Origin of the sequence: Verrucosispora sp. NA02020, assembly GCF_013364215.1 — a bacterium.
GTDB lineage: Bacteria > Actinomycetota > Actinomycetes > Mycobacteriales > Micromonosporaceae > Micromonospora.
This window is the reverse complement of record NZ_CP054923.1, coordinates 5,286,469-5,311,848: the sequence shown is the minus strand read 5'-3', so window position 1 is coordinate 5,311,848 and position 25,380 is coordinate 5,286,469. Positions and strand designations below refer to the sequence as shown.

The window sequence follows — 25,380 nt, the reverse complement described above, 5'->3', positions numbered from 1 at the left end:
GCCCTCAGCGTTTGCCCGCTCAGGCGGACGGTAGCGACCCCAACCGGCGTGCCCCTACACCGACGTAGGCCACCTGCCGTTCTCCGGCCGTGGCCCCGTCCAGTCCGGCAGTTCAGCCAACCGCTCATCCACCAACTCCTGAATGCGATCCGGCAAGGTGCCGTTCTTGTCGGCGGTGACGTACCAGCCGACCCCGTAGATGTCGTGCTCGTCGCGGAGCCTGCTGATGATCGCGTCGGCGTTCTGTCCCTGCCAGCCGTACTTGGCGAGGATCCGGTGCTCTGACGACGGAAACTTTTGATCGGAGAAACCGGTCTCTCTCTCACGGGGTTGAGGATTTTTCACCGACGAAGCAGCAACAGTCGGCGTGTGGCCGGAGAGAGAAGGTTGGTGTTGTTCCCCTTGGTGTAGTTCACCTTCGTCTAGTTCATACCCCCGTGCCGGGGTATCGTGGCCCCCCATTTGGGGGTAACGCTGCCCCGATTTCGGGGTATCGGGCTGACCTGCGGAAACGTCCACATCCGCTGGCTTCGGCGCCGGGCCAGGGTTGCCTTCGGCGATCAGAGTGAGCGTGTACCGGTTGCTGGCCTTCATCCCGGCGATCCGCCGCTCCGACACCTCCACCAGGCCGTGTTTCTTCAACTCGTCCATGTAGCCGTCGACCGACTCGGGCTTCTTCAACCCGCAGGCGCGGGCGAGGCTCGTCCGGGACGGCCACACGTTGTCGTCGCGGCGCTTGCGGTTATGGTGCCGCAGCAGGGCCGCGTACAGCCATGCGGCGTTCTTGGAGATCTTGCCGTCCGCAACGAGGTCGAACAGCTCGTCGGGGAGCATCGTGAAGGTTCGTGGCTTAGCGGTGGCGCTCATCGCGCATCACCAGTCGGTCGCACAGATGTGCGGGCAAGGTAGACTTCTACCCTAAGCATGGGTCGCCTCCTGCTAGGCGATCAGGCCCCGGCGCAAAGGTGTTACCAGCACCTGCCGGGGCCGTTCTGTATTTGTGCTCCTATCCTACCCGCTGTCCGGATCATGCTGACCGGGGCCGATGCCTCCGCCGCCCCAGCTCATCGCCGTAGCCGAGTAGCGGCCTGTTGCTCAACCACTCCGCTCTGTCATGCTCCCCGCATGTCAGACGAACTCCACCCGGGCGCCCCAGGTAGCGGCCAGCCCTTAACGGCACAGCTTTCGCGCTGGGTAGCAGTCGCCAGAGGGAACGACAACTTCTTAGTCATCAGCAGCTTCGCGGTGGTCATCCTGACGATCGCCATGTTGTTCATGCATACCGACACCTACTCGGTGAACGTCAACCACCATGCCGCATTCGGCGGATCACTGGTCGGCCTCGCCATATCGATCCTCGCGGCCACAGTCGCAGTCGCCACAGTCCGCACCTGGCCGGTGAACCGATGGCGTGCCCTTGCTGCCGTCGCCCTCGCGCTGTCGCTGACCTTCGCGTTGCTGCCGCCAATCACTGCCGGCTACGGCTGGCTGACTCTGCTGTTGTTCGCCCTCACCACCCTCGGGTACGAGGCGCTGGTGGTTTCATGGCTGCTGATTGCCCGTCCGTGGACGTGGATTCAGGGGTTCTCTAGCTGAGGCGCCAGAGCATCGGTGGCGAACGACGAAGCCCCGGACCGGATCACCGGCCGGGGCTTCGTCGCATCCTGGGCCGGTCGAGTCCCGTCTCAACCGGCAACGCCTCGCGCCGCAACCGCGACCGGGAACCCGCCTCCCGGCGAGCTGGCAACACCAACCTATGCCGCTACAAATCCACCTCGTACTCCAACCGCACCCCATCACCCGGATACACGATCTCCCGCGCAACCTCCACCACCCGACCGTCGGCCAGCATTCGCCGAGTGATCGCCAAAACGGGGCCCGCCGACATGCGCAACACCTCAGCCTCCCGAGGCGACGGCATCCGCGACTCCACCGTCTCCAACACCCGAGTCACCCGCACCCCCAGCGACGCCAAATGCCCGATCGCGCCGCCCGGCGCCGGCTCCGACCCTGGTCCGGCAACCCACGTGCCATCCACCATTTCGGCGAGGTAGAACGACGTCGACATGTGGGTAGGCCAGCCTTCTAGCCGGAACACCAGATCGCGGCGCACCAGCGGCGTGCCCGCCTCCACCTGGAACAGTTCGGCGACCTCCGGTGACGCCGACTCGCGGGCGATCACCACATCAGGGTTGTGCTGCGAAAACGGGATGCCGTAGTCGTGGGTCACCGCCGTCTGCGGACGATCCGGGGTGGAAGACACGTCCGCCTTGTACCGGGACGCGGCGACACGCCGGGCAGGAACTCGGGGGCGAACGTAGGATCCTCGGCCTTTGACCGTGTGAATGCGGCCCTGGGCACGCAGCACATCCAGGGCTTGCCGGACTGTGTTGCGGGCGACGCTGAACTCTTCCTGTAGTTGGGCGTCGGACGGGAACGGGAGACCGACGCCGATTATGCCCGCGTCGATGCGCCGCCCGAGTTCGTCTGCGATCTGGGCGTAGCGGGGGCGGTCGTCGGTCTCCATGCAGGTCACCCTAACGGCCGATCTTGTCCTGTCTGCATCGCCTGTAAGGACATCACAGACTCACATTCCTTGTCTAGACAGAGTGACTAGGCGGAGTGTACGGTGTCGAACGTGATGAGTGATCTGAGCCCATTCCGTATCCGCGAGCCGGGAGTGCCGGTGTCGTCCGTGCCCTACACCCCGGCGGCGGACACACGCGGCTGGCTTGACCACACCGGCGACTGGATCACCAACACCGACAACGTCATGACCGTCCTCGGCGGAATCCTCGCCATCCTCGTCATCGCCAACCTCGTCCGGCGGCGCAAGCGCAACACCGACAACACGCCCGACAGCACCGAAGACATCACCCCACTCGACCGGGCCATCACCCGCGTCACCGCCCTCGTCGCCACCGCCGTCGTCGCCCAAGGCATGTGGGTGTTCTTCGCCGAAGTCATCCGCATCCACTGGACGTTCCGCGTCGTCCTGTTCTCGTTCATCGAAATGCAGATCATCGCCGCGTTCCGCCGCACCCGCCGCTACCTGTACCGGCACGGCAACCTCGGCAACGGACCCTGGACCGTTCTCGGGCTGGCCGCCGCAACCGCCACCCTCGCTGCCGTCCACGTCCAAACCCTCGACGAGCGGCTCCTACGCCTGTTCGCCGCCGCCGTCGCCGCCCACATGCTCATCGAGGAACTGCGTGAGGAGCGGGACATCCTGCGCTTCCGCAACCCCGACCGGTGGCCGCCCTTGGAGAAGTGGACCGACAAGGTTCGCAAGGTGGCCGTACTGCTGGGCCTCGCCGAGCCAGCATCCATCGCCGTCACCGAGGTTGCCACGCAGCGGCGCATCGACCGCCTGTCGCGTCTCCTCGACCAGTTCCACGCCGTCACCGCCGACACGAACCCGGGCCGCATGAAGCGCGCCTACATCACCTACCTCGGCCGCCGAGTCACCCGCCGCACGCAGGCCGCCTGCAAGTACATCAACTTGGCTGAGGACCCGCAGGTGCGCGCGATGCTGCTGCGCCGCCTGGCCGTGGTGCGCGGCATCGTGTCAGCCACGAAGCCTGACGCCGTCACCGGTGACGCCTGGGCGGAGGTGACGCACATGCCGACGGGTGACGCCGACCGCCGCCGTCACATCATCGACGTGGACGTCACCTCTGACACTGGCGCAACCGCCACCCGCCACCCCGTCACCGACACTGACGCCCCGAAGGTGACGCCCCTCCCGGCCGCCACCCCCACCCGTCAGCCGTCACCCCGCCCCACCGTCACCATCCCCGTGACACCCGACAGCAGCGCCGCCGTCGCTGACACCCCCACCGTCACCGCCCCTGGCACTGCCGTCACCCGCGCCGTCACCGTCACCAACGGCAAAGTGCAGCCCCTCGCCCGCCACCTCATCGACGCCCAAGTGCAGACCTGGACCGTCGAGCAGATCGAGGAGTACGCCGCCGAGCGGGCCCGCACCGTGGCCGCAGACACCGGCAACAAGACGTCCGGGATGCGCGAATACTTCCTGACCTGCCTTGCCCTCGGCGTGGAGCCGAAGGGAAGCCTGATGGCCCGTGTGGTCGGCATCCGGGGGGAAGGGCTGGGTCGCGCCAAGGCCAAGCAGTGGCATGGCGAACTGGCGCTGGATGACGCCGAGCAGATCCTGCGTGACGCCCACGACCGGGTGACGGCCGAGCTGGCTGACGGTGGTGACGGCCGTGACTGACGCCGACATGTGGCCCGTCATCCCGGCCCGCTGGGACCGTCACCCCGCCGTCACCCACCACCACCTGACGGCTGACGGTGTCGACGCTGACGCCGTCCTCACTGGCGGGCTGACGCTGCGCCGGGTGCGCCGTCACACCGCCCGCACCGTCACCCGTGACGCTGCCGCCGTCATGCGCGGTATCCGTCACCTCATCGCCCACGACCGTCACTCCGAGGAGGACTGACCGATGACCACTGACACTCTGCCCGCCACCACCATCCGACCCGCCGCCGTCGCCATCCCCACCACCGGCGAGACCATCGACCACTCGAAGATCGTCAAGCACCGCGATTGGCGGCAGATCGCCACCGAGTACGTCGGCCTCGCCCTCGCGTTCACCGCAGCAGCCGGCGCCGGAGGCATCGCCACCAACACCCTCATCCACATCTCCTACGCCCTCGCCGCAGCCGCCGGTGCGCTCGCCGGACTCCTCGCCTACCTGCTCGCCGAGGTGGCCCGCGAGGGCCGCAAGTGGGTGTACGCCGAAACCGACGAGCCCCACCACGGCGACCTGCCGACCAGCCCCTGACCTGCATAAACGCACGAAATTCGAGGATTCGATGGCATCGAAAATCTACGAGATCAACGTCTTCCACAACGGCAGGCCGGTGCGGGACATCAACCCGTTCCTCACCGCCATCGACCTGGAAGACGGCGACAAAACCGGCGACACCCTCAACCGGCACCTTCTCGGAGCCGTTCTCAGGTCCGGATCCCGCCGCAACACCGCCCACGAATTCCACCTGGAAGTACGCGACATCGACTCCGACGGCAAAGGCCGTGGCCCTGTGCTGTGGCGGTGGGCGATGCCCGCTGAGCAGGACATCTGATGGCCACCCGAGCTGAGAAGTCGGCGCAGCGTCGCCGGCACTGGCACGAAACCCGCGTCAACGAGGCGGCAACTCCCCGGCAGCGGCTGTGGAGTGCGTGCGGGTGGCTGGTTGCCGAAGCGTGGCGGATGGGGCGTCTCGACGATGCCACGGAAGCCGTTCTGACCTTGGTTCACAACATGCGAGAGGAGCCCAGCCGATGACCGCGACCGCTACGCCGAGTGAAATTCGATCCCCTCGAAACGGCAGGGTGCCGGTGCTGGACAGCCCGCCTGTGTCTGCGCGCGCACGCGCGAGGGTACCGGTCACCCTGAGTGTTGGCAAGATCCGGCCCGGATTCATCGCCGCGAGCATTCGGAAGGGCTTCCGCCGGTGGTGGCTGTGGACTGACCGACCCCTGTCGCTGGCCGCCATGTGGCGCACCACCGCCGTGGATGTGCGCCGGATCCCCGCCCGGTCGGAGGGTCTACGCCTTGCGTGGCTGATCTCCAACCACACCGACCGGTACCTGATGGTCGCCCTGCTGCTGGTGGCCCCCACCTTCTTGCAGGGGCCGCTGCGTTACCTCACCGCCCGTCCGGTGCGGCGGTGGCTGTTCTACCTCGTGTTCGCGGCGTTCGCCGCCACCTTCGCCCTCGGAAAGGGGTGACCGTCATGTTCAACGTGGGTATCGGCTTCGGCCTGGTCATCATCGCGCTCTCCGCCCAGTACCTGATCTCCAAGCGGCTCAAGAACGCCAAGGTGGCGCGCGTGTTCGCGTGGGTCGCGTGGGGTGCCGCCCTACTCGGCGGTGTCGGCCTGTCGTCGGAGTTCGGCAACGCCGCCGGCATCTCCGCCGGTGGTGCTGCCATCGCCTCCCTCGCGGCCCTGATGTTCATCATCGTGGACATCGCCGACCGGCGTCCCGACTGGCCGGCGTTCATCCTCATCGTGTTGGCGCCGACGCTGATGCGGATCACCAACGGCGGTCTCGGCAGCCTGTACGACGCGGTGCTGACGCCGTTCGACGGGATCATCACCGGGCTGCGCGCCTTCCTGGGGATGTGACCGGTGGGCTTCGATCCGATCTCTCTCGCTGTCACCATCCTGGCGATCTACGGGATGTTGCAGCGGAACCCCGACTGGTCTGGTGGCCTGCTACACGAGTGGCAGGCTTCCCGTCGGGGCGAGGAGTCGGAGGCCGCGAAGGCGCTGCGGCAGAAGCTCACCGACGCGGGTGTGGCCCCGGCCGAGCAGGGCGGCCCGCTGCGGCGGCATCTGTCGAACATGTGGCGGGACTACTGGACTGACCGGGACCGCCGTCACCGGGTGGAACGGGCTGACCGGCTCGCCGATGAGGCCGAGCAGGATGCGGCGTCGTGGCGTGAGCGCTTGGATCGGCGTCTGGATGAGGTGGCGGCCCGCAAGGTGCAGGGCTGGAGAGTGGCCCCGCCGGCCGATCCGCCAGCCGCTGACCCTGCCGAGCCGCAGAAGCCGGAGACGCCCGACGGTGACGCGCCAGCCGACCCGGAGCCCACCGAGACCTCCCCGCCAACCCCGGAAGGCGCAGACCCCGCCCCCGGCGGTGGTGGGCGGTACGAGTCCACCACCGTCCACGACGACGACTACTACACCAACCCCGGCCAGCCCGAACCGGCCGCTGAGCCGGAGAACCGCGACCCAATCCGGGTGGACGCCACCGTCGGCCACCCCATCCGACCCGACAACACCAGCACCAGCCCCGCCGCACCCATTGCGGCGATCACCGCAGGAGGAACCATGACCGCAGTAGCAACCACCCAGACCGCCGTCACCGGTGTCGTGTCCGGTGCCGCCGAAGCGCGCGCCATCGCCGCCGCCGCCGAGCAGGCCACCGCCGAGTACGTGGCCACCCTCAACCGGCTGCGCGGCCGAATCCAGTCGCTGGGTGAGCAGACGTTGGGTGTCGTGCAGATGTCAGGCCACTCGCACGTGGTGGCGAACACGGCGGCGTCGGCGGAGGCCATGGCGGCGGCGGTCGCGAACGCCCGCGCCTGCACGGCCGAGGTGGCACCGCTGCTCGGCAACGTGGCCCGCGCCTTCGACCGAGTCAACAGCTAGCCCACGGACGGAGACAGACCATGGCAACGACGACGCACCGGCCGGCGCCGCTGCCCAACAGCGACGCCCGCACCCGGCACACCCCGCCGAACCCCGACGGGCACACCCGAACCAAGCTCGCCCCCACGCCGGTCCCGGTGGGGGCAGCCAAGATGCAGAACTGGCACATCGACCCCCAAGACGGCGACCGCCGCAAGCGCATGCCCTACGACGTGCCCGTAGACGGCGACAACCAGCGCACCGACCACCTGCGCCACCAGTGCCCCCGCATGCGCAACGTCAACGGCGGCGGCAAAGAACGCTGCGGCGAATACGAGTGGCTGCTGCCCGGCGACCCGGCGGTGCACTGCCGCGCCCACGGCGAGCAGTTGGTGCCGCCGAAGCAGCCCAACCGGATGGGTGCAGTGCTGCGGGAGACGCGCCGCATGTACGGCGACACCGCGAAGACGCTCGCCCTGCCCGCCGCCGCACTCGGCGCCGAAACGCTCGCCGGACTTGCCGGCGTACCCGCATTCGAGTTGGGCTTGGCGGCGCTGCCCGCAGCCGGACTCACCTACCACCTGACGAAGCGGAACCTCACCCGCGACGCCATCAAAGACAACCGCATCGAGAAGGGTCAGCGCACCGGCCGCCGCATCCGCAAGATCCGCCGTGACGCGCGCCGTGCCGCCGCTGTCGCCGCCGAGACGGGACTGTGGGCTGCCGCGCTGACTGCCACCGACCTGAACACGTGGGCGGGCCGGATTGTCGCCGCCGCCGGGGTGGTGCGCTGGGCTGTCGGTGTGAAGCCGTGGTGGAGCAAATGTGAGCAGCGGCGCATGATTTCCGACCTGCCGAAGGTCGACGCCACCGCCGTAGCCGAAGCGGCCCCGCCCGTGGAGGCACCCGACCCGGTACGCACCCGCGCCGTCACCACCTGGGCCATGCTCATCGGCTGCAACGGCGGACCCCTCGCCGGCACCGAACTCGTCGACTACGAGCAGCTACCCGCCTGCGACGTCGGCGCCACCATCCGCACCCGCCTGCCCAACTGGAAAGCGAAGGTTGTGGCGAAGGTCGACGGATCCATCAACATGCGGGAGCAGCGACCCAACCTGCTCGGCCGCATCGCCGCCGCCTACAAGTGCACGTACGCCGACGTGTCGTTCAGCGCGGATCCGTCGGACCTGTCGGTTGGTCTGCTGCGGGTGCAGCCCGACAATCCGCTGGCGGAGACGAAACTGTGGCCCGGCGCGAAGGTCGCCAACGATTGGAAGAACGGCCGGTCCCGTGTCGGCCGCTACGACGACGGCACCGACATCATCTACCAGTGGTGGACGAAGCAGGGCGCCGCCCACGACCTGATTTCCGGCTGCACCGGATCCGGCAAGTCGGAGGTGGTCGCGCAACTGCTGCTCGCGTCGCTGCACTCCAACGGGCTGGTGCTCGACTGGGTGGGTGACCCGCAGGGCGGACAGTCTTACGGGTCGTTGAAGAAGGCCGTCGACTGGTTCGCCCGCGACAAGACCGAGATCACCCTCATGTTGCTGGCCGCGTTGAAGGAGATGTACCGGCGCAACGACGAACTGTCGGCGAAGGACATCAAAACGTGGCGGCCCAGCAAGGACATGCCGCTACTCGTGATCACCCTCGATGAGGTGCAGTCGTTCATTGACGACCCAACCATCTTGGAGATGGTGGAGAAGCTCGTCGGTATGGGCCGTAAGTGCGGCATCAAGATGCGGCTCATCACCCAGATCCCGGCCGCCTACAACCTGGGCGGGTCCACGTACATCAAGGAGCAGTTGAAGGCCGGTCAGACGATCATCTTCCGGGCGATGACGGATGTTGCCGGCCGGTCGGCGGTCGACGGGGACTGCCCCATTGACCCCACCGAACTGCCGGATGTGTGGGGTAAGCACACCTGCGCGGCGGGGGAGACGACGGCGGGCCTGATGTACATGCAGGGCATCAACGGCCGTGACGTGTATGGGCGGGCCGACTACACCGGCGATGACATGGCGGTGTGGCTGGTGGACGCCAACGGCGAGTCGACGTTGACGCCGGGTGTGTTCGGCAAGGAGGCGCAGCAGGAGTCGGGGCCGCTGTGGGGTGACCGTAAGGAGCGTGCTCGGCTGCTGCTGGCTGCTGGACGGTCGGATGCCGATTTGCTGGCTGGCGGGAAGGCACTCGAACTGTTGGAGGCTGCCGCTGTCACGCAGGCCACCCCGGCGCATCTGCGCCCACCGCAGCAGCCCGCCCCGCCGATGAACGGCAACGGCCGGGTGTCGCGTGACGTGGTGCTCGACGCTGCCCGCGACGCCGCCGACGGACGCGGTCTGGTCACCAAGGATGCGCTGATCGCACAGCTCGGCAGCATGGGGGAGCAGATGGCGCCCGGCACCCGCGACAAGGCACTCACCGACCTGGTGGCGGACGGTAAGCTGCGGCGCGTCAAGAACGGCCTGTACGAGGTGCCCGGCAAGGGTGCGCAGTCGCTGTTCGACACGGCCGAGGCCGCCCAGTGACCGCCGTACAGCCACCCCGCGTCGACCAGCGGGACTGCGCCCTCTACCGGTTTTGGGTGCGCCACCCCGAAACCGGTGAGCGGGTCCTTGGCTACGTGGGGGAGACGGCCCGACTGCCGTTCCAGCGGCTGATGGAACACATCTACCAGCAGCCGTGGGCGGACACGATCCTCGCGTGGGAAGTCGACGACACCGTGTACGCGGGCAAGGCGGCGGTGTTGGCGGCGGAGAAGGCGACGGTTGAGGCGGAGAAGCCTCTGTACAACGTCGAATGGAACCGAGGCAACCCGGACAGGATCATTCCGCCGGTGGCGCAGCGGCAGCGTAATGCACGCGACCCGCAGTGGGTGGCGCCAGCCCAGTCGGTGCGGGTACCTCGCCCACGCGGCGCCGGGAGGGTGCGCACCGCCGCCACGTCCACGAAGGCTGCCAAGGACGTGCCGCAGTGGGCCGGGAGCCCCGAGCAGATTAAGGCCACGTTGTGGGTCGTGGCGTGGCTGGTTGTCGCGTGCGTGATCGGACGCCAAGCCGCATCCGGTCCGGTCGCCACCTGGATTGACGGTGCCGCCTACGGCGCCGGATCCGCCAGCGTTCTGGTCGGCCTACTGCTGCCCAGCCCCAAGCGTCGCCGCTCGCGCCGCTGAACCCCCTGCAATCCCTATCGGAAGGAGCACCACCATGCCCGAGAACGTTGCCGACGGCACCGACCACGTGACCGTCCAGGCCGGTCAGATCCTCGGCCGCCGCAATGCACGCCCCGAGCAGCCCACCCCCGGCCCTGTCGACACCGTCAACGTGCGCTCGGAGGGCGCCCGTGTGGGTCGGCAGGAGAAGGAGATCAGGGGAGGGCTGACCCTGTGACCGGTTTCGTGTACGAGCCTGTCGACATCACCCCGCCCGAGTTGCGCGTCGACCGCATCGCTCAGACTGCCCGCGACGGGTGGGTGCACGATGTGACCTGCGACCCGGCGACCATCCGCGACTGGATGCGCCGCCAAGGTGAGGCGATCGTGCCGTTCGACGTGTACGGCGGGCGTCCCGTCAACCCGGTGCAGCGGACCGGACGTGTCGGCCGCGACCTCGGCAGGTGGGGTGAGAATCCGGCAGCCGACCCCATCGTGGTCGCCGACAGCCCCGCCGGCCGTGTGGTGTTGCTGATTCGGCGCGGCGACTGTGGGCTGTGGGCGATCCCCGGCGGCATGGTCGACCCCGGCGAGACGGCACCGCAAGCCCTGGTGCGGGAGCTGCGGGAGGAAACCGGCGTCGACCTGTCCGGGTTGCCGTCGGAGGTGGTGTGGTCGGGGTACGTGTACGACCCGCGCAACAGCGATGAGGCGTGGATTTGCTCGACGGCCGCCCTGTACCGGCTGCCCGCCGAGGTGACGGCGGTGGCGGGCTCGGATGCGCTCGACGCCCGCTGGTGGCCGTTCCCAAGCGTGGATGGCGTGGACGTGGCGGTGCGTGCCGCCGGTGACGGCTTGTACACCGCGCATGTGCCGCTGCTGCGGGCGGCTGCATCTCGGCTGTAGGTGGTGGTGACGCCCCCGGTGGACTGAGGTCGCCGGGGGCGTTCTGCTACGCGAGGACAGGTAAGCGCGTTCCTAGCCGGTGGTGCGCTGCTTGGTGCCGCCGGAGACGCCTCGGGCGATCTGGGAGGCGCGGGCGTAGTGGATGCCGAAGAGTTCCCCGACCGCCTCCCAGGTGCGGCCTTGCTTGGCGTTCTGAACGACGGTGGCTCGTTGTGCTGCGAGGTTGCGTTGCAGGTCGGGGACGGCTTTGAGGGCTTCGGTGAGGGCGTTGAACTGGGCGGCTTCGTCGTCGCCGGCTTGGGCTAGTGCGTGGGTGAGGTTGGCGATGGCTGGGGGGATGGGTTCGGTCACACGCCCAAGTTAGTGGGTCCCCGCTCATTTTTCTAGTGGGGACCCCTTGTGATTCATAGTGGGGACCCACTAGAATTTAGGTACAGGGCAGGACGAAAGGGGAAAACCAAATGACCGCCACCGCCACCGCCAACTACACCTGGACCGCCAGCACCCGCTACTGCTCCACCGAGGCGCACCGCGACCAACCCACCTGCCCCGACTGCACCAACATCGGCACCTGCGCCGGCTGCACCAACACCATCACCGACGGAACCGCCCACATGGTCTGCAACGAGAACGGCGAAGCCGCCCACTCGCACTGCCGCAAGGCCGCCGAGCAGGCGTGGGGCGACGACTACTACTGAGCCACCGGGGCGGGGGCCTCGGCCCCACCGCGAACATGGGAACGCGCTTACCTGTCCTGGCGTAGCCGCAACACCAGCACATCCATGTCCGGGATCATGCGCGGCCGGATCTGTCCGTGCTGCTCGAACCCCAACCGCTCATACAGCCTGCGGGCAGGCGCGGCAGGATTCGCCGCCAGCACCGCCCACGGCTCCCGGCGCGGATCCAGCAGCATGCGAAGCAGATTCCGGCCCACACCCCGGCTGCGGTAGGCGGACAGCACCATCCACTCCACGATGAACACCTTCACGGCGTCACGCAGCTCGGCCGACGGCTCGTCCGCGTCCGGCTCCATCCACTCACCAGACGGCATCGTGTACCCGTACACGGCACCCACGATCTGGCCCCCATCGCGGGCGGTGGCGAGCGCAAAGCCGGGCTGACGCAGATGGTCCCTCCACCAGCGCCCGAACTGGCGGACGTGCTCCGGCCCCTCGCAGTACGGGGGCTCCGCGTACACGGTCGCGTACAGGTCACGGATCTGGTCGGTGTGCGGGGCAGCAGTGTCGGCGTCGTCGAGCGTCCACAAGAGTTCGGCCATGGTCGGGGAGCCTAACCGGCAGGTAGGGCAACAAGCCGGTCACGCAGGTCAGCGACCTCGACGCGGCGCCGCTCCCGCTCCGGCACGACCGCCACCACCGACTGGGCGACCTGATACAGCAGGGCCGTGTGGTCGTGCGCCGGCAGCCCATCCAGCACGTCGGCCGCGTAGCGGAGCCCGTCACCCACATGCCCGTCCTGGATGAGGCAGGAGGCGCGGTGCATCTGCATCTGCGCCCGCTCCCTGCCCAGCTCGGCCGGGTACAGGGCCAGGGCCCGATCCTGCGCCACCATCGCCTGGTCGACGTCGCCGATGTGCGTGTACACGAACGACTCGGTGTGCCGCAGGCGGACCTCCGGCCACCCGAACATCGAATCGGCGTCGGCCACCACCTCGGCCGGCATCCGGTCCGTCATCGACGCCGTCGCGACGAGAGCAGCCCGCGCCTCCACCGCCCTGCCGGCGACCGCGAGTGCCTGCGCCCGACCCGACAGCACCCCCACATGCCCGACCGACACGCGGCGACCCGCAATCGTGATCGCCTCATCGGCCCGCGACAGGATCTCCGAGATGGGCCGCCGCTCGTAGGTGCCGTTGACGGTCTCCCAATCCCGCACCCACACCCGGCAGTCCGCATCACGCGACTCGTCCGCATGCGCCCGCGCGGTACGCCACCAGCGGCGCGCCATCCCATGCTGGCCGGCAGCCGACAACCCCATGGCCATGATCGCTGACAGGTGTGCGGCGGCCCGCATCAACTCCCGGTCTGCGGGTGAGGCCGCGATCTGGTGGGACAGGACCATCAGGTCGGCCCGTAGCTGCTCAGCCAGGTCGACGGCCGGCATCACGTAGAAGTCTCGCCCGTAGTCGGCGACGATGCGCTGCCACTCGTCAACCTGCACCCTGCCTGCCGCATCCAGGCTGTGGCGTAGCGCCTCCAACCCGACCAGTGGGGCGACGGGGGCGACAGCGAGCGCACCCATCGCGCCCAGCAGGGTTCGTCTGCGCATGTCCGGGCCTGCCTGCTCACTGCGGTACGCGTCCACCAGCACCCCGGCAGCGCCCAATGCGACGTCGCAACGGCGGGCGATCGTCTCCGACGGGCGGCATTCGCCCCGCTCAACGCGGCCCAAATAGGAGTGGTCCACGTTGACGGCTGTGGCGAGTCCGCGCAGTCCAAGCCCGGCGGCTTCACGGTGCCGCCTCAGCATGGACCCAAAACTGCCCATCTCGCCCCCCCCCAGCGTGTGGCCTGCGGTGTGGCGCCACGCTCCACACCTGCCTAAACGCAATCCTATCGGCGATGCTCAACCTGTCGGGACATGTGCAACTTGCCTGACACGGGGATGTCGCGGTGGCTCGTAGACGGGGGGTCGCGGGCTGCCGCCGGAACGGACCCGCCACACGGTGGCCGGGGGTGGCACCAGCCCCCGGCCACCACCCCAAACACGAGGGGGCTGCGATGAGCCGAAATCAGCGGTGGGCGACACTGCCCCCTTGCACCACACCCCGCAACCAGACCCCCGCCAGCAGATGGGGGCGGCGGTGACCGTCGACCTGACAGTGCCCGACGGCACCCGGCTGCGCCTGCGGGCAGGCGAATGGGGCACCCCCCGCCAAGCATCCACCGACCAAGACGTAGTCGTGTGGACTGTCGCCGTCTACCGGCAGGAGATCGGCGGCACCGTGTGGGTGCGCGGCCACACCTGCTCATGGCCCGACCCGGACTGCGCCGCAGGGTGGTGCTTTGAAGCGCCGGTGGCGTTGGCTGCGATCCGGCAGAACGTGGAGGGCAAGCGGTGAGCCGCCTCGATGAGCCAATCGAACCGGGCAGTGTCAAATTCTCGGCGCAGATGACCGTGGACGCCCACGACCAGGGCCGCCGCTGCCACATCGAATGCCCCGGTGAGGGCTGTAGCCAGTACGCGTGGGCGCGCGACCAGCTACAGCAGGGGCGGCCGGTTTCGGGACCGCCGTCGGCTGGATAGACCACCCCAGTTGGGTTGCCCGCACGGTCGGGCTGAGCAATGAGGAGCACGTATGGGAGTGCAGCGCGGGTGGTTCAAGTCCTCGAAGTCGGGGCCGAACTGCGACAACTGCGTGGAAGTCAACGCCGACACGGCCGGGGTGGTGGGGGTGCGGGACTCGAAGGACAAGGCGGGTCCGGTGCTGTCGTTCGCGCCGCTCGACTTCGTGGCGTTCGTGGACGCTGCCCGGAGGGGTGAGCTGGTCACGGTCTGATCTTTCTACCGCCACCCGACGGGGCCGGTCTCACCATCAGGGTGGGGCCGGTCCTGTCTTCGTCAGAATTCCGACGTGCCTCTGGCCAGTTGGCAGGCGGCCAGTACGGTCGGCGGGCATGACTCGCCCTCGCCCCCACCGCGCCGCAGCGCTCACCCTTGCCCTGCTACTCGCCACCACCTCATGCAGCAGCGGAGACGCAGACGAGCAGGCCGCGCCCGCGCCCGCCACCAGCTCGGCGCGCCCCGCCGCCGTCGAAATCGAATGCGCCAACATCGAACGCGCCTACAAGGCGTGGAAAACCGACATCTTCGTGCCCACCACCGCCGACCAGTGGGCCGACGCCAACGAAGGCCAAATCATGATGGCCATCGACCGGGGCAAGACGTTCCTCGCCGACGTGTCCGGCTACGACGGCCAGCCCGCCAAGGAGTTGGCGTCAGCGGTCGCCGAGTACAACGTGGAGGTGACGTTCGTCAACCTGCAACTCGGGTTGGGCGGTATCGAAGGGGAGAACGCGACGAAGACGGCCAGCGCCTTGCAGCGGGTGGAGATCGCGTTCAGGTCGTGGCAGACGAAGACATGCTCGTGATCTAGACACAGCGAAGCCGCCCCCACCAGCCGTCATGGCCGGGTGGGGGCGGTGTCGTCAGCGCAGGTGGCGGGTACATGCTGGGTGTGGATCGTGAGCATTGGCGGGTGCTCGCTGCACGGCACGGCCGATCCGATGACGAGCCCCGCCGCTGCCGCGAGTGCGGATACGCCCTCTACCCGTGTCATTACCGGCTGCGCGCCGACGTGGAGCTGGGCACCCGCATCTGGCCGCACCCGACCGCGACCGCCAGCTAGGCGGCCCGGCGACGCCCGTCAGTAGTCCTCCGGCTGCGGGCAACAACCTCGGTAGCCAGCCGGCGGACCCCGCGAGCCTGATCCGCCCGCACCGCCGCATCCCGGTCTGGTGCCGGACGGCAGACAGCCTCCACGACAGCGCCAAGAAAGTCCCGCCAGATCACACCCTTCATCGCATCCCCCTCACCTGAACGTCACGACCAGCGTCCATCCGCAACCCGCAAGGTGACAGTGCCCGTGTAGGCCGTGGTCGAATCGTCTGGACACCCGCGACCGCCGATCATCGACGGCCGGAAACAAAAGGGTGGGCCGCCCCGTCGACCTGCCCGCTGTGGCGGCAGAGCAGGAGACGAGGCGGCCCGGTGGCGTCGCCGCTGGGGATGGCAACGCCAGATCAGGAGACGGCAGGCACCAGCCACACCGCCGCAATCACACACGCGATCGCGAGCCAACCGAAATCGGCACGGGCAGGCACGCCGAACGCCCGCAGCAGGGCGAACACGACGGCGGCGATCAGCAGCAGCACGGCGAGCACGGTCAGGCCGTCCGTTCGGTGTACTCGCCGTCGATGGTGCGGTCCTTGACCGGACCGCCCGAGATCGCCGCCCGCTGCACACCCGTGTCCCGCAGCAGGCCGAAGTACATGGCCACGGCGATGCCGAAGTTGACGAACACCGCGTAGCCGACCTCCACCCCGTTGAACACGGCACCCGAGTTGGTGGCGGCCAGCCACGCTTCCAGGAACGCCTTCGCGGCGGCGAGCGCCAGCAGCACGAGACCCTTCGGCCCGGCCGACCACGACTGGCGCATGAACAGAGCCGCCACGAGGGGCAGCAGGACAGTGAGCGCCAGCGACAGAACGCCCGCCAAGGTGGGGGCGAACAGGTAGGTGGGCAGCTCGGGAAGGATGACAGAGTCCATGACCCCTCCAAGGGGTGATCTTGAGAATGTAAGGAAACGGCCCGAAACTTGAATCCGGGCCGGGAGAATGCAAGCAAACCTGAACTGCCATCAGCGCAGGTCGTAGTCGATGCGCACAATCCGGCCGTCCAGCAGGCCGTAGTTGTCGGCCTTGTGATCGCCCGGATCCGGATCCAGCACCGGCAAAGACTCATCACCCACGTACTCGTGCCGGCAAGTCACAGGCAGCGGCTCACAACGCGGATACACCTGCACCACACCGCCAAGCCACGACCACAGCACCGGCGCAACCAGCCCAACCCACGGCTCGTAACCGGACCACTGTCGCTCCGACTGGTTGGCGAGAAGGCCATGGGCGAGGCCCGCCAGCCGCCCCCGCAGCCCGCCCTCAGCGTGGCCGCGCAGGCTCGGAACCTTGACGGCGTAGCGGCGGGTGAGGACGACGGTTCGGGTGATTCCCCGGTGCACAGTCGGCACGACACCTCCCCGGCTAGGCTCGCGTCATGCCAGGTCAGCCGCAGGTCAGACAGCACTCGTGGCTGTACCTGCCCGGAGACGACATCCCCGCCGCCGTCGTCCGCATCGAACAACGCATGGACGGCACCGGTGGGTGGATCGTGCTGCACAACGTGCCCGCCAGCGCCCCCACCCAACGGTCCGAGCACGACGGCCAGGACAGCGCCTACGCCAAAGCGCAGCGCCTACGTGACTGGATCGACAGCCTCTACCACGACCAGCACAACATCACCGGCCAGTGGGACATCCGCGAACGCGAGCCCCACTAGCCACACCGCTGCGACGGCGGCGCCGGCAACGGATTCGCCCGCCGCTTCCGATCCGACTCCGCCCGCCGCTCGTTGTACTCCCGCAACGCCTCCACCCCCCGGCGAGGCTCCTCGGCAATCGCCCGAAACAGCTCATCCTGCGCCGCCCGATCCTGCTCAGCCGCCGCATACCGGGCCACCTGCACCCTGTTGTTCGCGTCGTTGTACTCCGCCAAACAACGCGTCAACTGGACATGCTGAACACCCACATACACCGACAGCAGCAGAGCCGCCACCGCGATCACCTTCACCGCGAGGTCAGCCAGAGCCGAATTCAGCGCGCGCACCACACGCGTCATCGGTCATCACTCCGATTCAGAAAAGGGCGAAGCGCCAGCCCAGCGCCGGCAGCGATTGCCAAAGACAGCAGCACTTGCAGGCCGTAGCTCACGAGGTGGACTCCTCTACAGGGGCGGACGCTGTCGGGCCGGGACCACCACGGCCGCCGGGCAGCTTCGGTGGCGCCAACGCGAGTACAAGAAACGCTGGCACGCCGAGCACTGCCGCGTCAGGCAGCTTGCCTTGAGCTAGATAGGCGATGACAACCCCCAGCCACGCGCCTAGGCAGACCAGCATCACAAGGTTTCGGAGCCAGTTCGCCATCCCGATCCCCGTCTGTCGATGTTCAGTTAGTTGCCCTTGGCGGGCAGAGCAGTCAGGCGCTCGCCAATCAGGCGCACCACCTCGTCGGCGGTCAGGTCACCGGACTCGATGCGCTCCAACGCCTCCAACAGGGTGGCGTCCCGCTGCCGTTCCTCCGCCGCGATCTCATCCACCCGACGCAGTACCGCCGCCGTGTCCAGGCCCTGCACCGCCGCCAGGATCGCTGCCTGACCGGCACGCACCGCCAACAGTTCGGTGACCGCTTCCCCGGCGCGGCTGTTCGCCGAACGGGCCGCCTCCACCGCAGCCTGCAACGCGTACGAGGCACGCCAGTGCGGGTTCGTCGGGAAATCGGCGTTGTTGTGCGGCGGGCGCGCCGCCGGAATCACATCCGCAGACCACACGTCAGACGGCTTCACAGCAACCTCCTGAGAAGGGGCAGGAACAGGCGTCGGGGTGGGGGTGACGGCAGGCTGGGTGCGTTTCTGCCACGCCGCCAACGTCTCGCCCAGCAGCACCGACAGCAGCCCGTCCAACGCGGCGGCGTCAGCAGCGAACCGGCGGATGATGCTGACGTGCAGGTGCCACAGGTGCGACTTGTCGCGGCCCGGATCCGGGCCAGCATCCGCACCCACACCCAGCGGCCTGCCGCCCACCAGCACGTAGCAGTAGACGGTCTTGCCGTCCAGGGTGCCGATGAACTCGCGAATGATCGGGCCGGCAGCCGTGTACAGACGCGGATCCCTCGCGCGAGCTGCCTTGTCGAGGCGACCCGTGTAGCGGATCATCGCCGCCGTCGACATCGTCAGGTCGATCGCCGCCGCCAACTCGGCTGAGCCCTGCTTGTCGGCGGCCACATCCCGGCCCGAGCTGTAGTCGGTGCCAGCCAGCCGCGACCGGTACGAGTGGTAGCCGGCCTTCGCGGCGAAAATGCCCCCGAGTAGGGCCGTCGGTTCGGCCGCGTCGAACCGCAGCCACAGCGTCCACAGCGGTGCACTGATGCGCGTGGGGGACGGGTTAGCGGTCGCCATCGGACACCACCTCACCCGGCAGGGCGATCACATCCCAGCCGCCGTCCATGGCCGCGTCGACCGCCCGCACCTCGTCCAGGCGACGTTCCTCCCGCAGGTGGAATGCGCCGTCACGCCAGTCGTACAGCCACGCCCGACCAGACGGCTTGTCGGCCACCAGCAGGCCACTGTCGCCACGGCTGACCACGGTCTGCCCGTCGAGCGGACCCCCGTGGCAGATGCCCTCATTCATGCTGTCCCCCCAGACTCGGGTGTTGCGGTGTAGCGGGAAGGGTCGTACGGGTCCTGCGTCACCTCGTAGCCGGCGGCAGCGAACGCCCCGAAGATCGGGCCGTCGGTCACATTCACGGATGCGGTGACCGGGCGCAGTTCGCCGCCCGGCAACGTCACCGACCCCACGAACTCGACCGGTGTCGTCACGGACGGCGCCCCCTCCACGACGACCTGAAACCGGATCGTGTTGCCGCGTCGATACACGGCCTGGTCGAACTCGACCCGCACCAGCGGCGGCGGCGTGGTGGTGGATCCTGCGAACAGCGGCACACGCACCCCCAGAGGTCAGCGCAGGTGGATGCCCCAGCGGGCAGGAAGGGCTGCGGCGGCAGGAACCTCAACGGTCATGGACACGCGGACCACGTCGTCGGCGGAGGTGATGCCGGAGTAGGCGACCGTGATGGACGCCCCCGAATCCTCAATGTCCAGCCACCCGTAGGCGCGCAGGTTGGCTTGGTGGACGCCGTAGTAGTAGCCGTGAGTCCACGTCTCGTACGGCTGCGACGAGCCTTGGTCGAATGCGGCGCCGCCGACGTTGGGCCAGTAGGTGCCACCACCAGTGCCGCCGGTGCCGTCATCGGCGTAAAGGGCGTGTCGGTCACCGGACACGACCAGTACTTTGCCGATCGCCGCACCCTGAGCAGCCACCCAGTCGCGGATTTCCGCCCACTCGGTTTGGTAGCTACCCCACCGGTCGCCGTTGACGGCGTCACGCCGCCAGTAGATGCCCGACATCACAATTTTGAGCGGTTCCGGCTGTTGAAGCTGCGCCCGAAACCACGCCTTCTGCTCGCTGCCGAGCATCGTCTTGGACGACGACTCGGTGAGAGTGCGGTCCGACCGCTGCGAGCGGGTGTCGAGCGCGATGAACCGCACCCGGCCGATCGCCCACGACTGGTGGATAGCCACGGCCCCGGCCGTCGCCAGCGGATAGTGCGGCACCACCTGCCGGTATGCGGCGGCCAACACCGGGCCGGCGGGGGCAGCCGCGTTGCTGTCGGTGCCGCCCCAGTCATGGTTGTCCCACACGTACGCGGTAGGGACCGTCGACAGCAACTGCATCATGTTGGCGGTGCTGAGTGACGTCTTGTACTGGGCCACCACGTCGGCGGCGGTGGTGCCGGCCCCGAAATCGCGGTAGTGCAGGTCGCCTTCGTGGAGCATGCGGCGGGCTTTGCCGTACGGCCCCACCCGGTTGGCGATCTTGCTGAAAGTCTCGGCGTTGCTGTTGGTCTGCTGGCAACTGCCGAACGCGACCGAGAAGCTAGCCGGGCTGCCCGGTGTCGGATCGGTGCGGAACGAACCACGCCCCGCCTCCAACAACACCCCATCGGCCTCGATACCGAAGTAGTACGGGGTGTCCACGGCCAGCGAACCCCGCGTCAACTTCACGAACCCATCCGAGTCCGGACTGACCGCTGACGAGTACACGGGTGACGACAGTGCCTCCGACGTTGACACCACCAGCCGCGCCGACCCGATATGGCTCGTGCCGTACGACACCAGCGTGCTGTCGTGCGTGACCGCACCAACCCACACGTGCCCCACCGTCGGCGTCGGCACCGCAGGCCCAAGCCACGCCGTAGTCGACGCACCCACATAGCGGATGTGCATGGTCGTCGCCGTGCCGGGGGACGCGGACGCGCCCACGATGTAGCGGATCGACGCCACCGGGCCGCCCAGCACCTGCGCCGTGAACGGCCCCAACGTTTCGACCGGGCTGGTGCCGTTGCCCGCGAAGATGCGGACCTCGATCGCGCCCGCCGAGTCGTGCCCGGCCGCCGCCACCTCGATTCGGTGGTGAGTGTTGGTAGCGAGCGCCGCCGACGGCGAGCCGACCGTGTTGTTGTCCTTGTTGCGGACCTGAATCAGCCGCCCCGACGTCAGCTCGACACGCCACCGCTGCGCCGACCCGGACATGCCGCGCAGGATCGCCAACCCGGTGGCGGGCGCCGACGCAAAGTCCAAACCGATCGACGCGTACAGGGTCGCGGATGTGCCAGACGGCACGAGTGCGGTCGTCCACTCCACGTATGCGGGCTGACCTGCTGACACGCCGACGGTGACGTTGGCCCCACCACCGGGGGCGATCGTCAGCGTGTTGCCCGCACCGACCGACACCGCATCGAATGGGGTGCCCGCCGAGCCGTTGCCGGAGGACGCCGCCGACACTGCTGTGCCTGGCGTCTGGCCGGTCGCGAACGTGTTCAGAATCGTCGGCACCATCCGCCCCTCTCGCTGGTGTGATCGGGGTTAGGAGGTGGTAACGACGATCTGCACGACTAGGTTCGCGGCACCGGTTCCGGCGGAGTCCACGTCTACCGTCAGGTAGTCGTTGATGCCGATCTCCGTCACCTCGGCGAGAGTGTTCTTCCCGGAGGTGGTCTGCCCGGTGCCGATCGCCGGCCGGTTCGCCTGCGTCGGATAGACGGTCGTCCCGTTCCGGTTGACGTCGATGATCACCGAGCCGGACGCCGGGCCGGTGCCGGCGGACACCCGCACGGCCGCGAGCCGCCACACCGCCGCCGTGTCGTTGTACAAGCGGTGCACACCCACGCCCGTCGTCACCGTGCCCGACAGCGACAGCGGCGGCAGCACCGTCCCCGGATCCGGGCGAATATCCGCCGCATCCGTCGTCACCATCAGGGCGCGTGGATTCGAGCCAGCCTGCGCCCACATGCGGGTGATACCGTCCGGGCCCCAAAACGGCGGGATCTGACCGCGCGCCCGGACACCGGAGCCGTCCGCCAACGTCACCGAGTTGGTGGCCTGACTGTCAGCATCCAGCAGGTCCGTGTATTGGGTGCCGCCCTGCTCGTCCGACCAGAACGTCACCGTCACCCCGGCGGACACCTGGGCGATGTGGTCTGTGCCGTCGACAGTGACAGTGCCGAAACCCCAGTCGGCGACGCCGCCACCAAACCTGTACCGGGCCACTACGCCCCCTCCCGCATTCGCTGAAACAGGGCGGTCACGGGACGGTCCAGAACATGTCGGCACCCCGCACCGTCTGGCCGCTACTGACGCCCTGGTGCTCGACCAGCCACAGTTGGCCGGCATTCGTGGCACCCGCCGAATAGACGACCGCCCGCACCGCAGCCCCACCCGTCGTCGACAACGTCACCCGCCGATCGCGGGACGGATGCCGGGCAGCGACCGGAATCGTGCACGGCAGACGAACATCGGCAGACGATGCGATGCTGCTGCCGGTACGTGTCCACGTGCCCAGCCGCACATCCACCGTCTGACCTGACACCGTCACCACCGAATCGGTGGTCGTCGACCAACCCGACAGGGTGGTGTTCGCTACCGTCTCCAAAGGTGGGCTGGCGATCAGCACCCACTGCGAGCCTGTCGACATGTACTCGCGGCCCGTCGTGTACTCGAAGATGCGCCGACCCCGCTCGTGCGGAGGGCGGGTTGTCGGCGTGCACACGTATTGGCCGTCGGCGCCCACAAACCACGCCAGCGGCACACACTGCGCCGGGTTGACGACCGTCGCGTTGTAGGTGACTGTCACCTCAGCCAGCGGCAGTTCCCACACACCTGTCGAGGTGACCTCGCCGTAGGTGGGGGGTGGGGTGGTCGGGTTGGCGACCGCTGTGCCCTTCACGATCGCCGGTTCGACGGTCCACGGGTTACGGGACATCCGCAGCACGATCAGGTCTTTGCGGGTGGTGCCGGCCGTGTCGTTGGCGTCCAACGTCAACGACACGACGTCGCCGCCGGACTCCCAGCGCAGGCCCCGAATGTACGCCGACCGGCTGGCCCGGATCTTCACCCCGCGCAGGGTGCTGTCGGCGTACACGAGCGGATCGGCGAACGGCGACCCGATCAGGCCGTCAACGGTCTGCCCCGACTGCAAGTCTTCGAACTCGCGGGGGGTGACGACCCGGCTGTTGTGGGCGGTGGTGGGGTAGGCGTACCCGGCCACACGTCACCTCCTCTACAAGGGGATTTCGACGAAAGCGCCACGCCGCGACAGGGCGCGCAGAATGTCGCGCTGCACCGCAGCGGCAGGGTTCAGCATCTGGGCGGAGTTGACGCCGATGATCGGCCGGATCGTTTCCCCGTCACCGGGATCAACCTCAATTTCGACAGCCGACACAATGTCCGGCACATCCGGCTGACCTGGCGCGGCCTCCACCGCCACCACGTCACCCAGTTGGTAGTCGCCGAAGCGCTGACCGTCCACGTCGGCGGCAACAACTGCGAGCCGCTGCACCTCCGCGTTGTTGGCGATTTCCTCATCGGTCATCGCCTGCAACTCGGTCAGGTTGTCGGCGCCCGCCCCATCCACGAACGTTTCAAGCCGCCACCAGTCACCCGGTGTGCCGCGTTCGATGATGAGCCGGTTCACTCCGGCGTCCTTGCCGCCGCCGATGCCGACCGTTGTTTTCGGCGCCTCAGGTTCGTGGTCGAGCGACACAAGGTTGCCCATGCTGCGGGAGAACCAGATCGACCCGGTGCGGTCGGTGGGGGTGAACACCTGAAACTCGATGTCGCCGTCGACCTGCTGGGTGCGGAACCCGACCCGGGTGGGGGCGATGGCGGCAATGCCGCGTAGGTCGTCGGTGACCGGCTGGAACCGGGTCGACCATGTGACGCTGCCGGTGATGCCCGCGCTGGCGCCCAGCACCAGACAGGGGATACGTCGATCGGACAGTGCGCCCGGCCCGCCGTTGCTGTCGACCAGGGCACGCATCAGCACCTCAGGGGTGCCCGTCTGCGTCCACTTCGCGACGTCCTGGGCGGTGGCCGCCAGCGTCGGGTTGGGGTAGCTGATCCGGCCGGCAATCAACGCCAGGTCGTCGGCCCACCGGACTGTGATGTCTCCGTGCCCGTCGTAGCCGTGCGTTTCGGCGTCGTATTTGAGGGGCGTGTACTCGATCGGCCCTGCCAGCAGGATTTCGCCGTTGCGTTCCACCACGACCCGCGCCATGGGTGTTCGGGCCGCCGCCACCAGCTCGGGATGGGCGGGGGCTGTGAACTCGCCACTGGACACCTCGTTGAATCGCAGCGTCAACGAGATCGACGACCAGTCGTCCACCTGCTGTGAGATCGGCGCCAGATTGTGGTCACTGATCCAGATGGTGTACTGGGCTTCTACCGGGGCGGGACCGTGGACGCCCACGTCAGGCCGTCTCGTAGCGCGGATAGAACGACATGCTGATCTTCGTGTTGGTGGTGGAACCCGAGACCGTGAACTCCACGTCGTTCACCCCCGGCTCCAACCGCCACAACGTCGACCCGGGCCGCACCAAAGCCCCGTTGACCGTCGCCCCCAGATGGTTTGTGACGCGCCCCGGACGGGTGGTGATCGTCAGATACTCACCCGTTGACAGGGATGTGTTGACGGTGAAGGTGCGGGTGGTCGTGTGGTTGACCGCCACCAGTTGGGTTGCCGGCCCGTCGAGGCGCCACGTGGGCCATGCCTCCACTTCGCCCGGGTTGAACATCTGGGTGGCGCCGATGACGTCACCGGACGAGATGTTCGGGTATGGGTCGAAGAAGTCGCCGACCTCGCCGGTGGTGCGTTCCAGGGTGATCGGCTGGCTGTCGCGCCAAAATCCGTCCGGGCACAGCAGCGTCAACGTCGGTGTGTCGTAGGTGTGCCCTTGGCCCGGTTCGCCGTCCCACCCTGACTGGTAGTAGGCGAGGACTTCGCGGGAGGTGCCGTCCGGCCGGCGCAGCCGAAACAGTCCCGGCCCTTTCCGTCTGGTGAGCGCGAACGCCGCCGCGACCTGCCTCCACCTGGTCTGGAACTCCATGTGGGTGCGGCCCCGCACCCGCACCGGCCAGACCAGGGTTCGCTGCTGCGAGCGGACACCGATGACGGTGACGCCGCCGCGAGGATCCGGCCGGGTGATCAGGTTGACGGGCGTGATGCCGTAGCCGCTGACGGCGTTCATGGTGAAGAAGTCACGGCCGGGAGCGTTCAGTTCCCACTCCACCCCGTCGGGATCTATCCAGATCGGCAGATACTCGCCCGGATCGATCACCTCGGGTGGGATAACGACCGGTGGTGGGGTTGGTGGGGTGATGACAGGTGGGGTGGTGGTGGTTGCGCCGGTGTACAACGGCATCCGCCACCACCACCCTCACCAATCGGAGCGGGCAGACGGTCGGGCTGTA

General features: G+C 68.2%; 35 protein-coding genes and 1 pseudogene. 18 read left to right on the top strand and 18 right to left on the bottom strand.

Going from position 1 to position 25,380, the window contains the following annotated elements; translation table 11 throughout:
- Positions 1-54 precede the first annotated feature (54 nt).
- The gene (locus HUT12_RS23370) at positions 55-867 is read right to left on the bottom strand and encodes a hypothetical protein (RefSeq protein ID WP_176094752.1); all 813 of its coding nucleotides are present in this window, start codon (positions 865-867) and stop codon (positions 55-57) included.
- A gap of 258 nt (positions 868-1,125) precedes the next feature.
- On the opposite strand from HUT12_RS23370, the gene HUT12_RS23365 reads away from it, so the two are divergent.
- Positions 1,126-1,596: a hypothetical protein gene (locus tag HUT12_RS23365; RefSeq protein ID WP_176094751.1), complete on the top strand. Its 471-nt coding sequence runs from the start codon at positions 1,126-1,128 to the stop codon at positions 1,594-1,596.
- A gap of 166 nt (positions 1,597-1,762) precedes the next feature.
- Here the strand turns inward: HUT12_RS23365 and HUT12_RS23360 are convergent, their stop codons facing one another.
- Positions 1,763-2,527 carry a GntR family transcriptional regulator gene (locus tag HUT12_RS23360; RefSeq protein ID WP_176094750.1) on the bottom strand — a complete coding sequence of 255 codons (765 nt, stop codon included), beginning with the start codon at positions 2,525-2,527 and terminating at the stop codon, positions 1,763-1,765.
- A 114-nt stretch (positions 2,528-2,641) separates the two neighbouring features.
- Between HUT12_RS23360 and HUT12_RS23355 the strand changes: the two genes are divergently transcribed.
- The 11 genes from HUT12_RS23355 (at position 2,642) to HUT12_RS23310 (ending at position 11,224) form a co-directional block, all read left to right on the top strand.
- Positions 2,642-4,237, top strand: a complete 1,596-nt coding sequence (locus HUT12_RS23355) for a hypothetical protein (RefSeq protein ID WP_176095936.1) — start codon at positions 2,642-2,644, stop codon at positions 4,235-4,237.
- Entirely contained in the window at positions 4,230-4,463 is a 234-nt protein-coding gene (locus HUT12_RS32935; protein ID WP_254876936.1) for a hypothetical protein, read from the top strand. Before HUT12_RS23355 ends, HUT12_RS32935 begins: the two co-directional genes overlap by 8 nt.
- Before the next feature lie 3 nt (positions 4,464-4,466).
- Positions 4,467-4,808: a hypothetical protein gene (locus tag HUT12_RS32930; protein ID WP_254876935.1), complete on the top strand. Its 342-nt coding sequence runs from the start codon at positions 4,467-4,469 to the stop codon at positions 4,806-4,808.
- A gap of 31 nt (positions 4,809-4,839) precedes the next feature.
- The gene (locus tag HUT12_RS23345; protein ID WP_176094749.1) at positions 4,840-5,109 is read left to right on the top strand and encodes a hypothetical protein; all 270 of its coding nucleotides are present in this window, start codon (positions 4,840-4,842) and stop codon (positions 5,107-5,109) included.
- Positions 5,110-5,308: 199 nt separating this feature from the next.
- Positions 5,309-5,758, top strand: coding sequence for a hypothetical protein (locus tag HUT12_RS23340; RefSeq protein ID WP_254876934.1), 450 nt, complete (start codon positions 5,309-5,311; stop codon positions 5,756-5,758).
- A 5-nt stretch (positions 5,759-5,763) separates the two neighbouring features.
- The gene (locus tag HUT12_RS23335) at positions 5,764-6,156 is read left to right on the top strand and encodes a hypothetical protein (RefSeq protein WP_176094748.1); all 393 of its coding nucleotides are present in this window, start codon (positions 5,764-5,766) and stop codon (positions 6,154-6,156) included.
- A 3-nt stretch (positions 6,157-6,159) separates the two neighbouring features.
- Positions 6,160-7,188, top strand: a complete 1,029-nt coding sequence (locus tag HUT12_RS23330) for a hypothetical protein (RefSeq protein ID WP_176094747.1) — start codon at positions 6,160-6,162, stop codon at positions 7,186-7,188.
- 20 nt (positions 7,189-7,208) lie between these two features.
- Positions 7,209-9,695, top strand: a complete 2,487-nt coding sequence (locus tag HUT12_RS23325; protein WP_254876933.1) for a hypothetical protein — start codon at positions 7,209-7,211, stop codon at positions 9,693-9,695.
- Positions 9,692-10,339, top strand: coding sequence for a hypothetical protein (locus HUT12_RS23320; RefSeq protein ID WP_176094746.1), 648 nt, complete (start codon positions 9,692-9,694; stop codon positions 10,337-10,339). Before HUT12_RS23325 ends, HUT12_RS23320 begins: the two co-directional genes overlap by 4 nt.
- A gap of 34 nt (positions 10,340-10,373) precedes the next feature.
- Positions 10,374-10,556, top strand: a complete 183-nt coding sequence (locus HUT12_RS23315) for a hypothetical protein (RefSeq protein ID WP_176094745.1) — start codon at positions 10,374-10,376, stop codon at positions 10,554-10,556.
- Positions 10,553-11,224, top strand: coding sequence for an NUDIX domain-containing protein (locus HUT12_RS23310; RefSeq protein ID WP_217706040.1), 672 nt, complete (start codon positions 10,553-10,555; stop codon positions 11,222-11,224). Before HUT12_RS23315 ends, HUT12_RS23310 begins: the two co-directional genes overlap by 4 nt.
- Before the next feature lie 72 nt (positions 11,225-11,296).
- Here HUT12_RS23310 and HUT12_RS23305 read toward each other — a convergent pair whose 3' ends face one another.
- Positions 11,297-11,575 (bottom strand): hypothetical protein, encoded by a 279-nt coding sequence (locus HUT12_RS23305; protein ID WP_176094744.1) that lies wholly within the window; start codon positions 11,573-11,575, stop codon positions 11,297-11,299.
- A 110-nt stretch (positions 11,576-11,685) separates the two neighbouring features.
- Here HUT12_RS23305 and HUT12_RS23300 point away from each other — a divergent pair, with 110 nt between their 5' ends.
- Positions 11,686-11,922 (top strand): hypothetical protein, encoded by a 237-nt coding sequence (locus HUT12_RS23300; RefSeq protein WP_176094743.1) that lies wholly within the window; start codon positions 11,686-11,688, stop codon positions 11,920-11,922.
- A gap of 47 nt (positions 11,923-11,969) precedes the next feature.
- On the opposite strand, the gene HUT12_RS23295 is transcribed toward HUT12_RS23300, so the two are convergent.
- The 3 genes and pseudogenes from HUT12_RS23295 to HUT12_RS33380 form a co-directional block, all read right to left on the bottom strand.
- Positions 11,970-12,503: a GNAT family N-acetyltransferase gene (locus tag HUT12_RS23295; RefSeq protein WP_176094742.1), complete on the bottom strand. Its 534-nt coding sequence runs from the start codon at positions 12,501-12,503 to the stop codon at positions 11,970-11,972.
- 11 nt (positions 12,504-12,514) lie between these two features.
- Positions 12,515-13,486 (bottom strand): hypothetical protein, encoded by a 972-nt coding sequence (locus HUT12_RS23290; RefSeq protein ID WP_368660302.1) that lies wholly within the window; start codon positions 13,484-13,486, stop codon positions 12,515-12,517.
- 66 nt (positions 13,487-13,552) lie between these two features.
- Positions 13,553-13,714, bottom strand: a pseudogene (locus HUT12_RS33380) (multiprotein-bridging factor 1 family protein); the annotation flags it as partial.
- 334 nt (positions 13,715-14,048) lie between these two features.
- Here HUT12_RS33380 and HUT12_RS23285 point away from each other — a divergent pair.
- The 4 genes from HUT12_RS23285 to HUT12_RS23270 all read left to right on the top strand — a co-directional run bounded on the left by HUT12_RS23285 (position 14,049) and on the right by HUT12_RS23270 (position 15,593).
- Entirely contained in the window at positions 14,049-14,306 is a 258-nt protein-coding gene (locus tag HUT12_RS23285) for a hypothetical protein (protein WP_176094740.1), read from the top strand.
- A 237-nt stretch (positions 14,307-14,543) separates the two neighbouring features.
- Entirely contained in the window at positions 14,544-14,744 is a 201-nt protein-coding gene (locus HUT12_RS23280; RefSeq protein WP_176094739.1) for a DUF397 domain-containing protein, read from the top strand.
- Between the two features lie 118 nt (positions 14,745-14,862).
- The gene (locus tag HUT12_RS23275; protein ID WP_176094738.1) at positions 14,863-15,336 is read left to right on the top strand and encodes a hypothetical protein; all 474 of its coding nucleotides are present in this window, start codon (positions 14,863-14,865) and stop codon (positions 15,334-15,336) included.
- Positions 15,337-15,443: 107 nt separating this feature from the next.
- Positions 15,444-15,593: a hypothetical protein gene (locus HUT12_RS23270; protein ID WP_176094737.1), complete on the top strand. Its 150-nt coding sequence runs from the start codon at positions 15,444-15,446 to the stop codon at positions 15,591-15,593.
- A 394-nt stretch (positions 15,594-15,987) separates the two neighbouring features.
- On the opposite strand, the gene HUT12_RS33240 is transcribed toward HUT12_RS23270, so the two are convergent.
- The 3 genes from HUT12_RS33240 to HUT12_RS23260 form a co-directional block, all read right to left on the bottom strand.
- Positions 15,988-16,119 (bottom strand): hypothetical protein, encoded by a 132-nt coding sequence (locus HUT12_RS33240; protein WP_303393498.1) that lies wholly within the window; start codon positions 16,117-16,119, stop codon positions 15,988-15,990.
- A gap of 11 nt (positions 16,120-16,130) precedes the next feature.
- A complete protein-coding gene (locus HUT12_RS23265) occupies positions 16,131-16,514 on the bottom strand; it encodes a hypothetical protein (protein WP_176094736.1) in 384 nt (127 codons plus the stop codon).
- 90 nt (positions 16,515-16,604) lie between these two features.
- Positions 16,605-16,991 carry a hypothetical protein gene (locus tag HUT12_RS23260; protein ID WP_176094735.1) on the bottom strand — a complete coding sequence of 129 codons (387 nt, stop codon included), beginning with the start codon at positions 16,989-16,991 and terminating at the stop codon, positions 16,605-16,607.
- A 26-nt stretch (positions 16,992-17,017) separates the two neighbouring features.
- Between HUT12_RS23260 and HUT12_RS23255 the strand changes: the two genes are divergently transcribed.
- Positions 17,018-17,299: a hypothetical protein gene (locus HUT12_RS23255; RefSeq protein ID WP_176094734.1), complete on the top strand. Its 282-nt coding sequence runs from the start codon at positions 17,018-17,020 to the stop codon at positions 17,297-17,299.
- Here the strand turns inward: HUT12_RS23255 and HUT12_RS23250 are convergent.
- The 9 genes from HUT12_RS23250 to HUT12_RS23210 all read right to left on the bottom strand — a co-directional run bounded on the left by HUT12_RS23250 (position 17,296) and on the right by HUT12_RS23210 (position 25,331).
- On the bottom strand, positions 17,296-17,637 hold the full coding sequence (locus tag HUT12_RS23250; protein WP_176094733.1) for a hypothetical protein: 342 nt from the start codon (positions 17,635-17,637) through the stop codon (positions 17,296-17,298). The genes HUT12_RS23255 and HUT12_RS23250 overlap by 4 nt on opposite strands.
- A 330-nt stretch (positions 17,638-17,967) precedes the next feature.
- On the bottom strand, positions 17,968-18,972 hold the full coding sequence (locus tag HUT12_RS23245) for a hypothetical protein (RefSeq protein ID WP_176094732.1): 1,005 nt from the start codon (positions 18,970-18,972) through the stop codon (positions 17,968-17,970).
- Positions 18,959-19,204 carry a hypothetical protein gene (locus HUT12_RS23240; protein WP_176094731.1) on the bottom strand — a complete coding sequence of 82 codons (246 nt, stop codon included), beginning with the start codon at positions 19,202-19,204 and terminating at the stop codon, positions 18,959-18,961. Before HUT12_RS23240 ends, HUT12_RS23245 begins: the two co-directional genes overlap by 14 nt.
- Positions 19,201-19,473: a hypothetical protein gene (locus HUT12_RS23235; RefSeq protein WP_176094730.1), complete on the bottom strand. Its 273-nt coding sequence runs from the start codon at positions 19,471-19,473 to the stop codon at positions 19,201-19,203. The genes HUT12_RS23240 and HUT12_RS23235 overlap by 4 nt, the downstream gene beginning before the upstream one ends.
- Before the next feature lie 57 nt (positions 19,474-19,530).
- Complete coding sequence (locus HUT12_RS23230; protein ID WP_176094729.1) at positions 19,531-21,471, bottom strand: alkaline phosphatase D family protein; 1,941 nt, start codon at positions 21,469-21,471, stop codon at positions 19,531-19,533.
- Between the two features lie 27 nt (positions 21,472-21,498).
- Complete coding sequence (locus tag HUT12_RS23225; RefSeq protein ID WP_254876932.1) at positions 21,499-22,182, bottom strand: hypothetical protein; 684 nt, start codon at positions 22,180-22,182, stop codon at positions 21,499-21,501.
- Between the two features lie 34 nt (positions 22,183-22,216).
- Positions 22,217-23,026: a hypothetical protein gene (locus tag HUT12_RS23220; RefSeq protein ID WP_176094728.1), complete on the bottom strand. Its 810-nt coding sequence runs from the start codon at positions 23,024-23,026 to the stop codon at positions 22,217-22,219.
- A gap of 165 nt (positions 23,027-23,191) precedes the next feature.
- The gene (locus HUT12_RS23215; RefSeq protein ID WP_176094727.1) at positions 23,192-24,379 is read right to left on the bottom strand and encodes a siphovirus ReqiPepy6 Gp37-like family protein; all 1,188 of its coding nucleotides are present in this window, start codon (positions 24,377-24,379) and stop codon (positions 23,192-23,194) included.
- Between the two features lies 1 nt (position 24,380).
- Positions 24,381-25,331, bottom strand: a complete 951-nt coding sequence (locus tag HUT12_RS23210) for a phage tail domain-containing protein (RefSeq protein WP_176094726.1) — start codon at positions 25,329-25,331, stop codon at positions 24,381-24,383.
- Positions 25,332-25,380 lie beyond the last annotated feature (49 nt).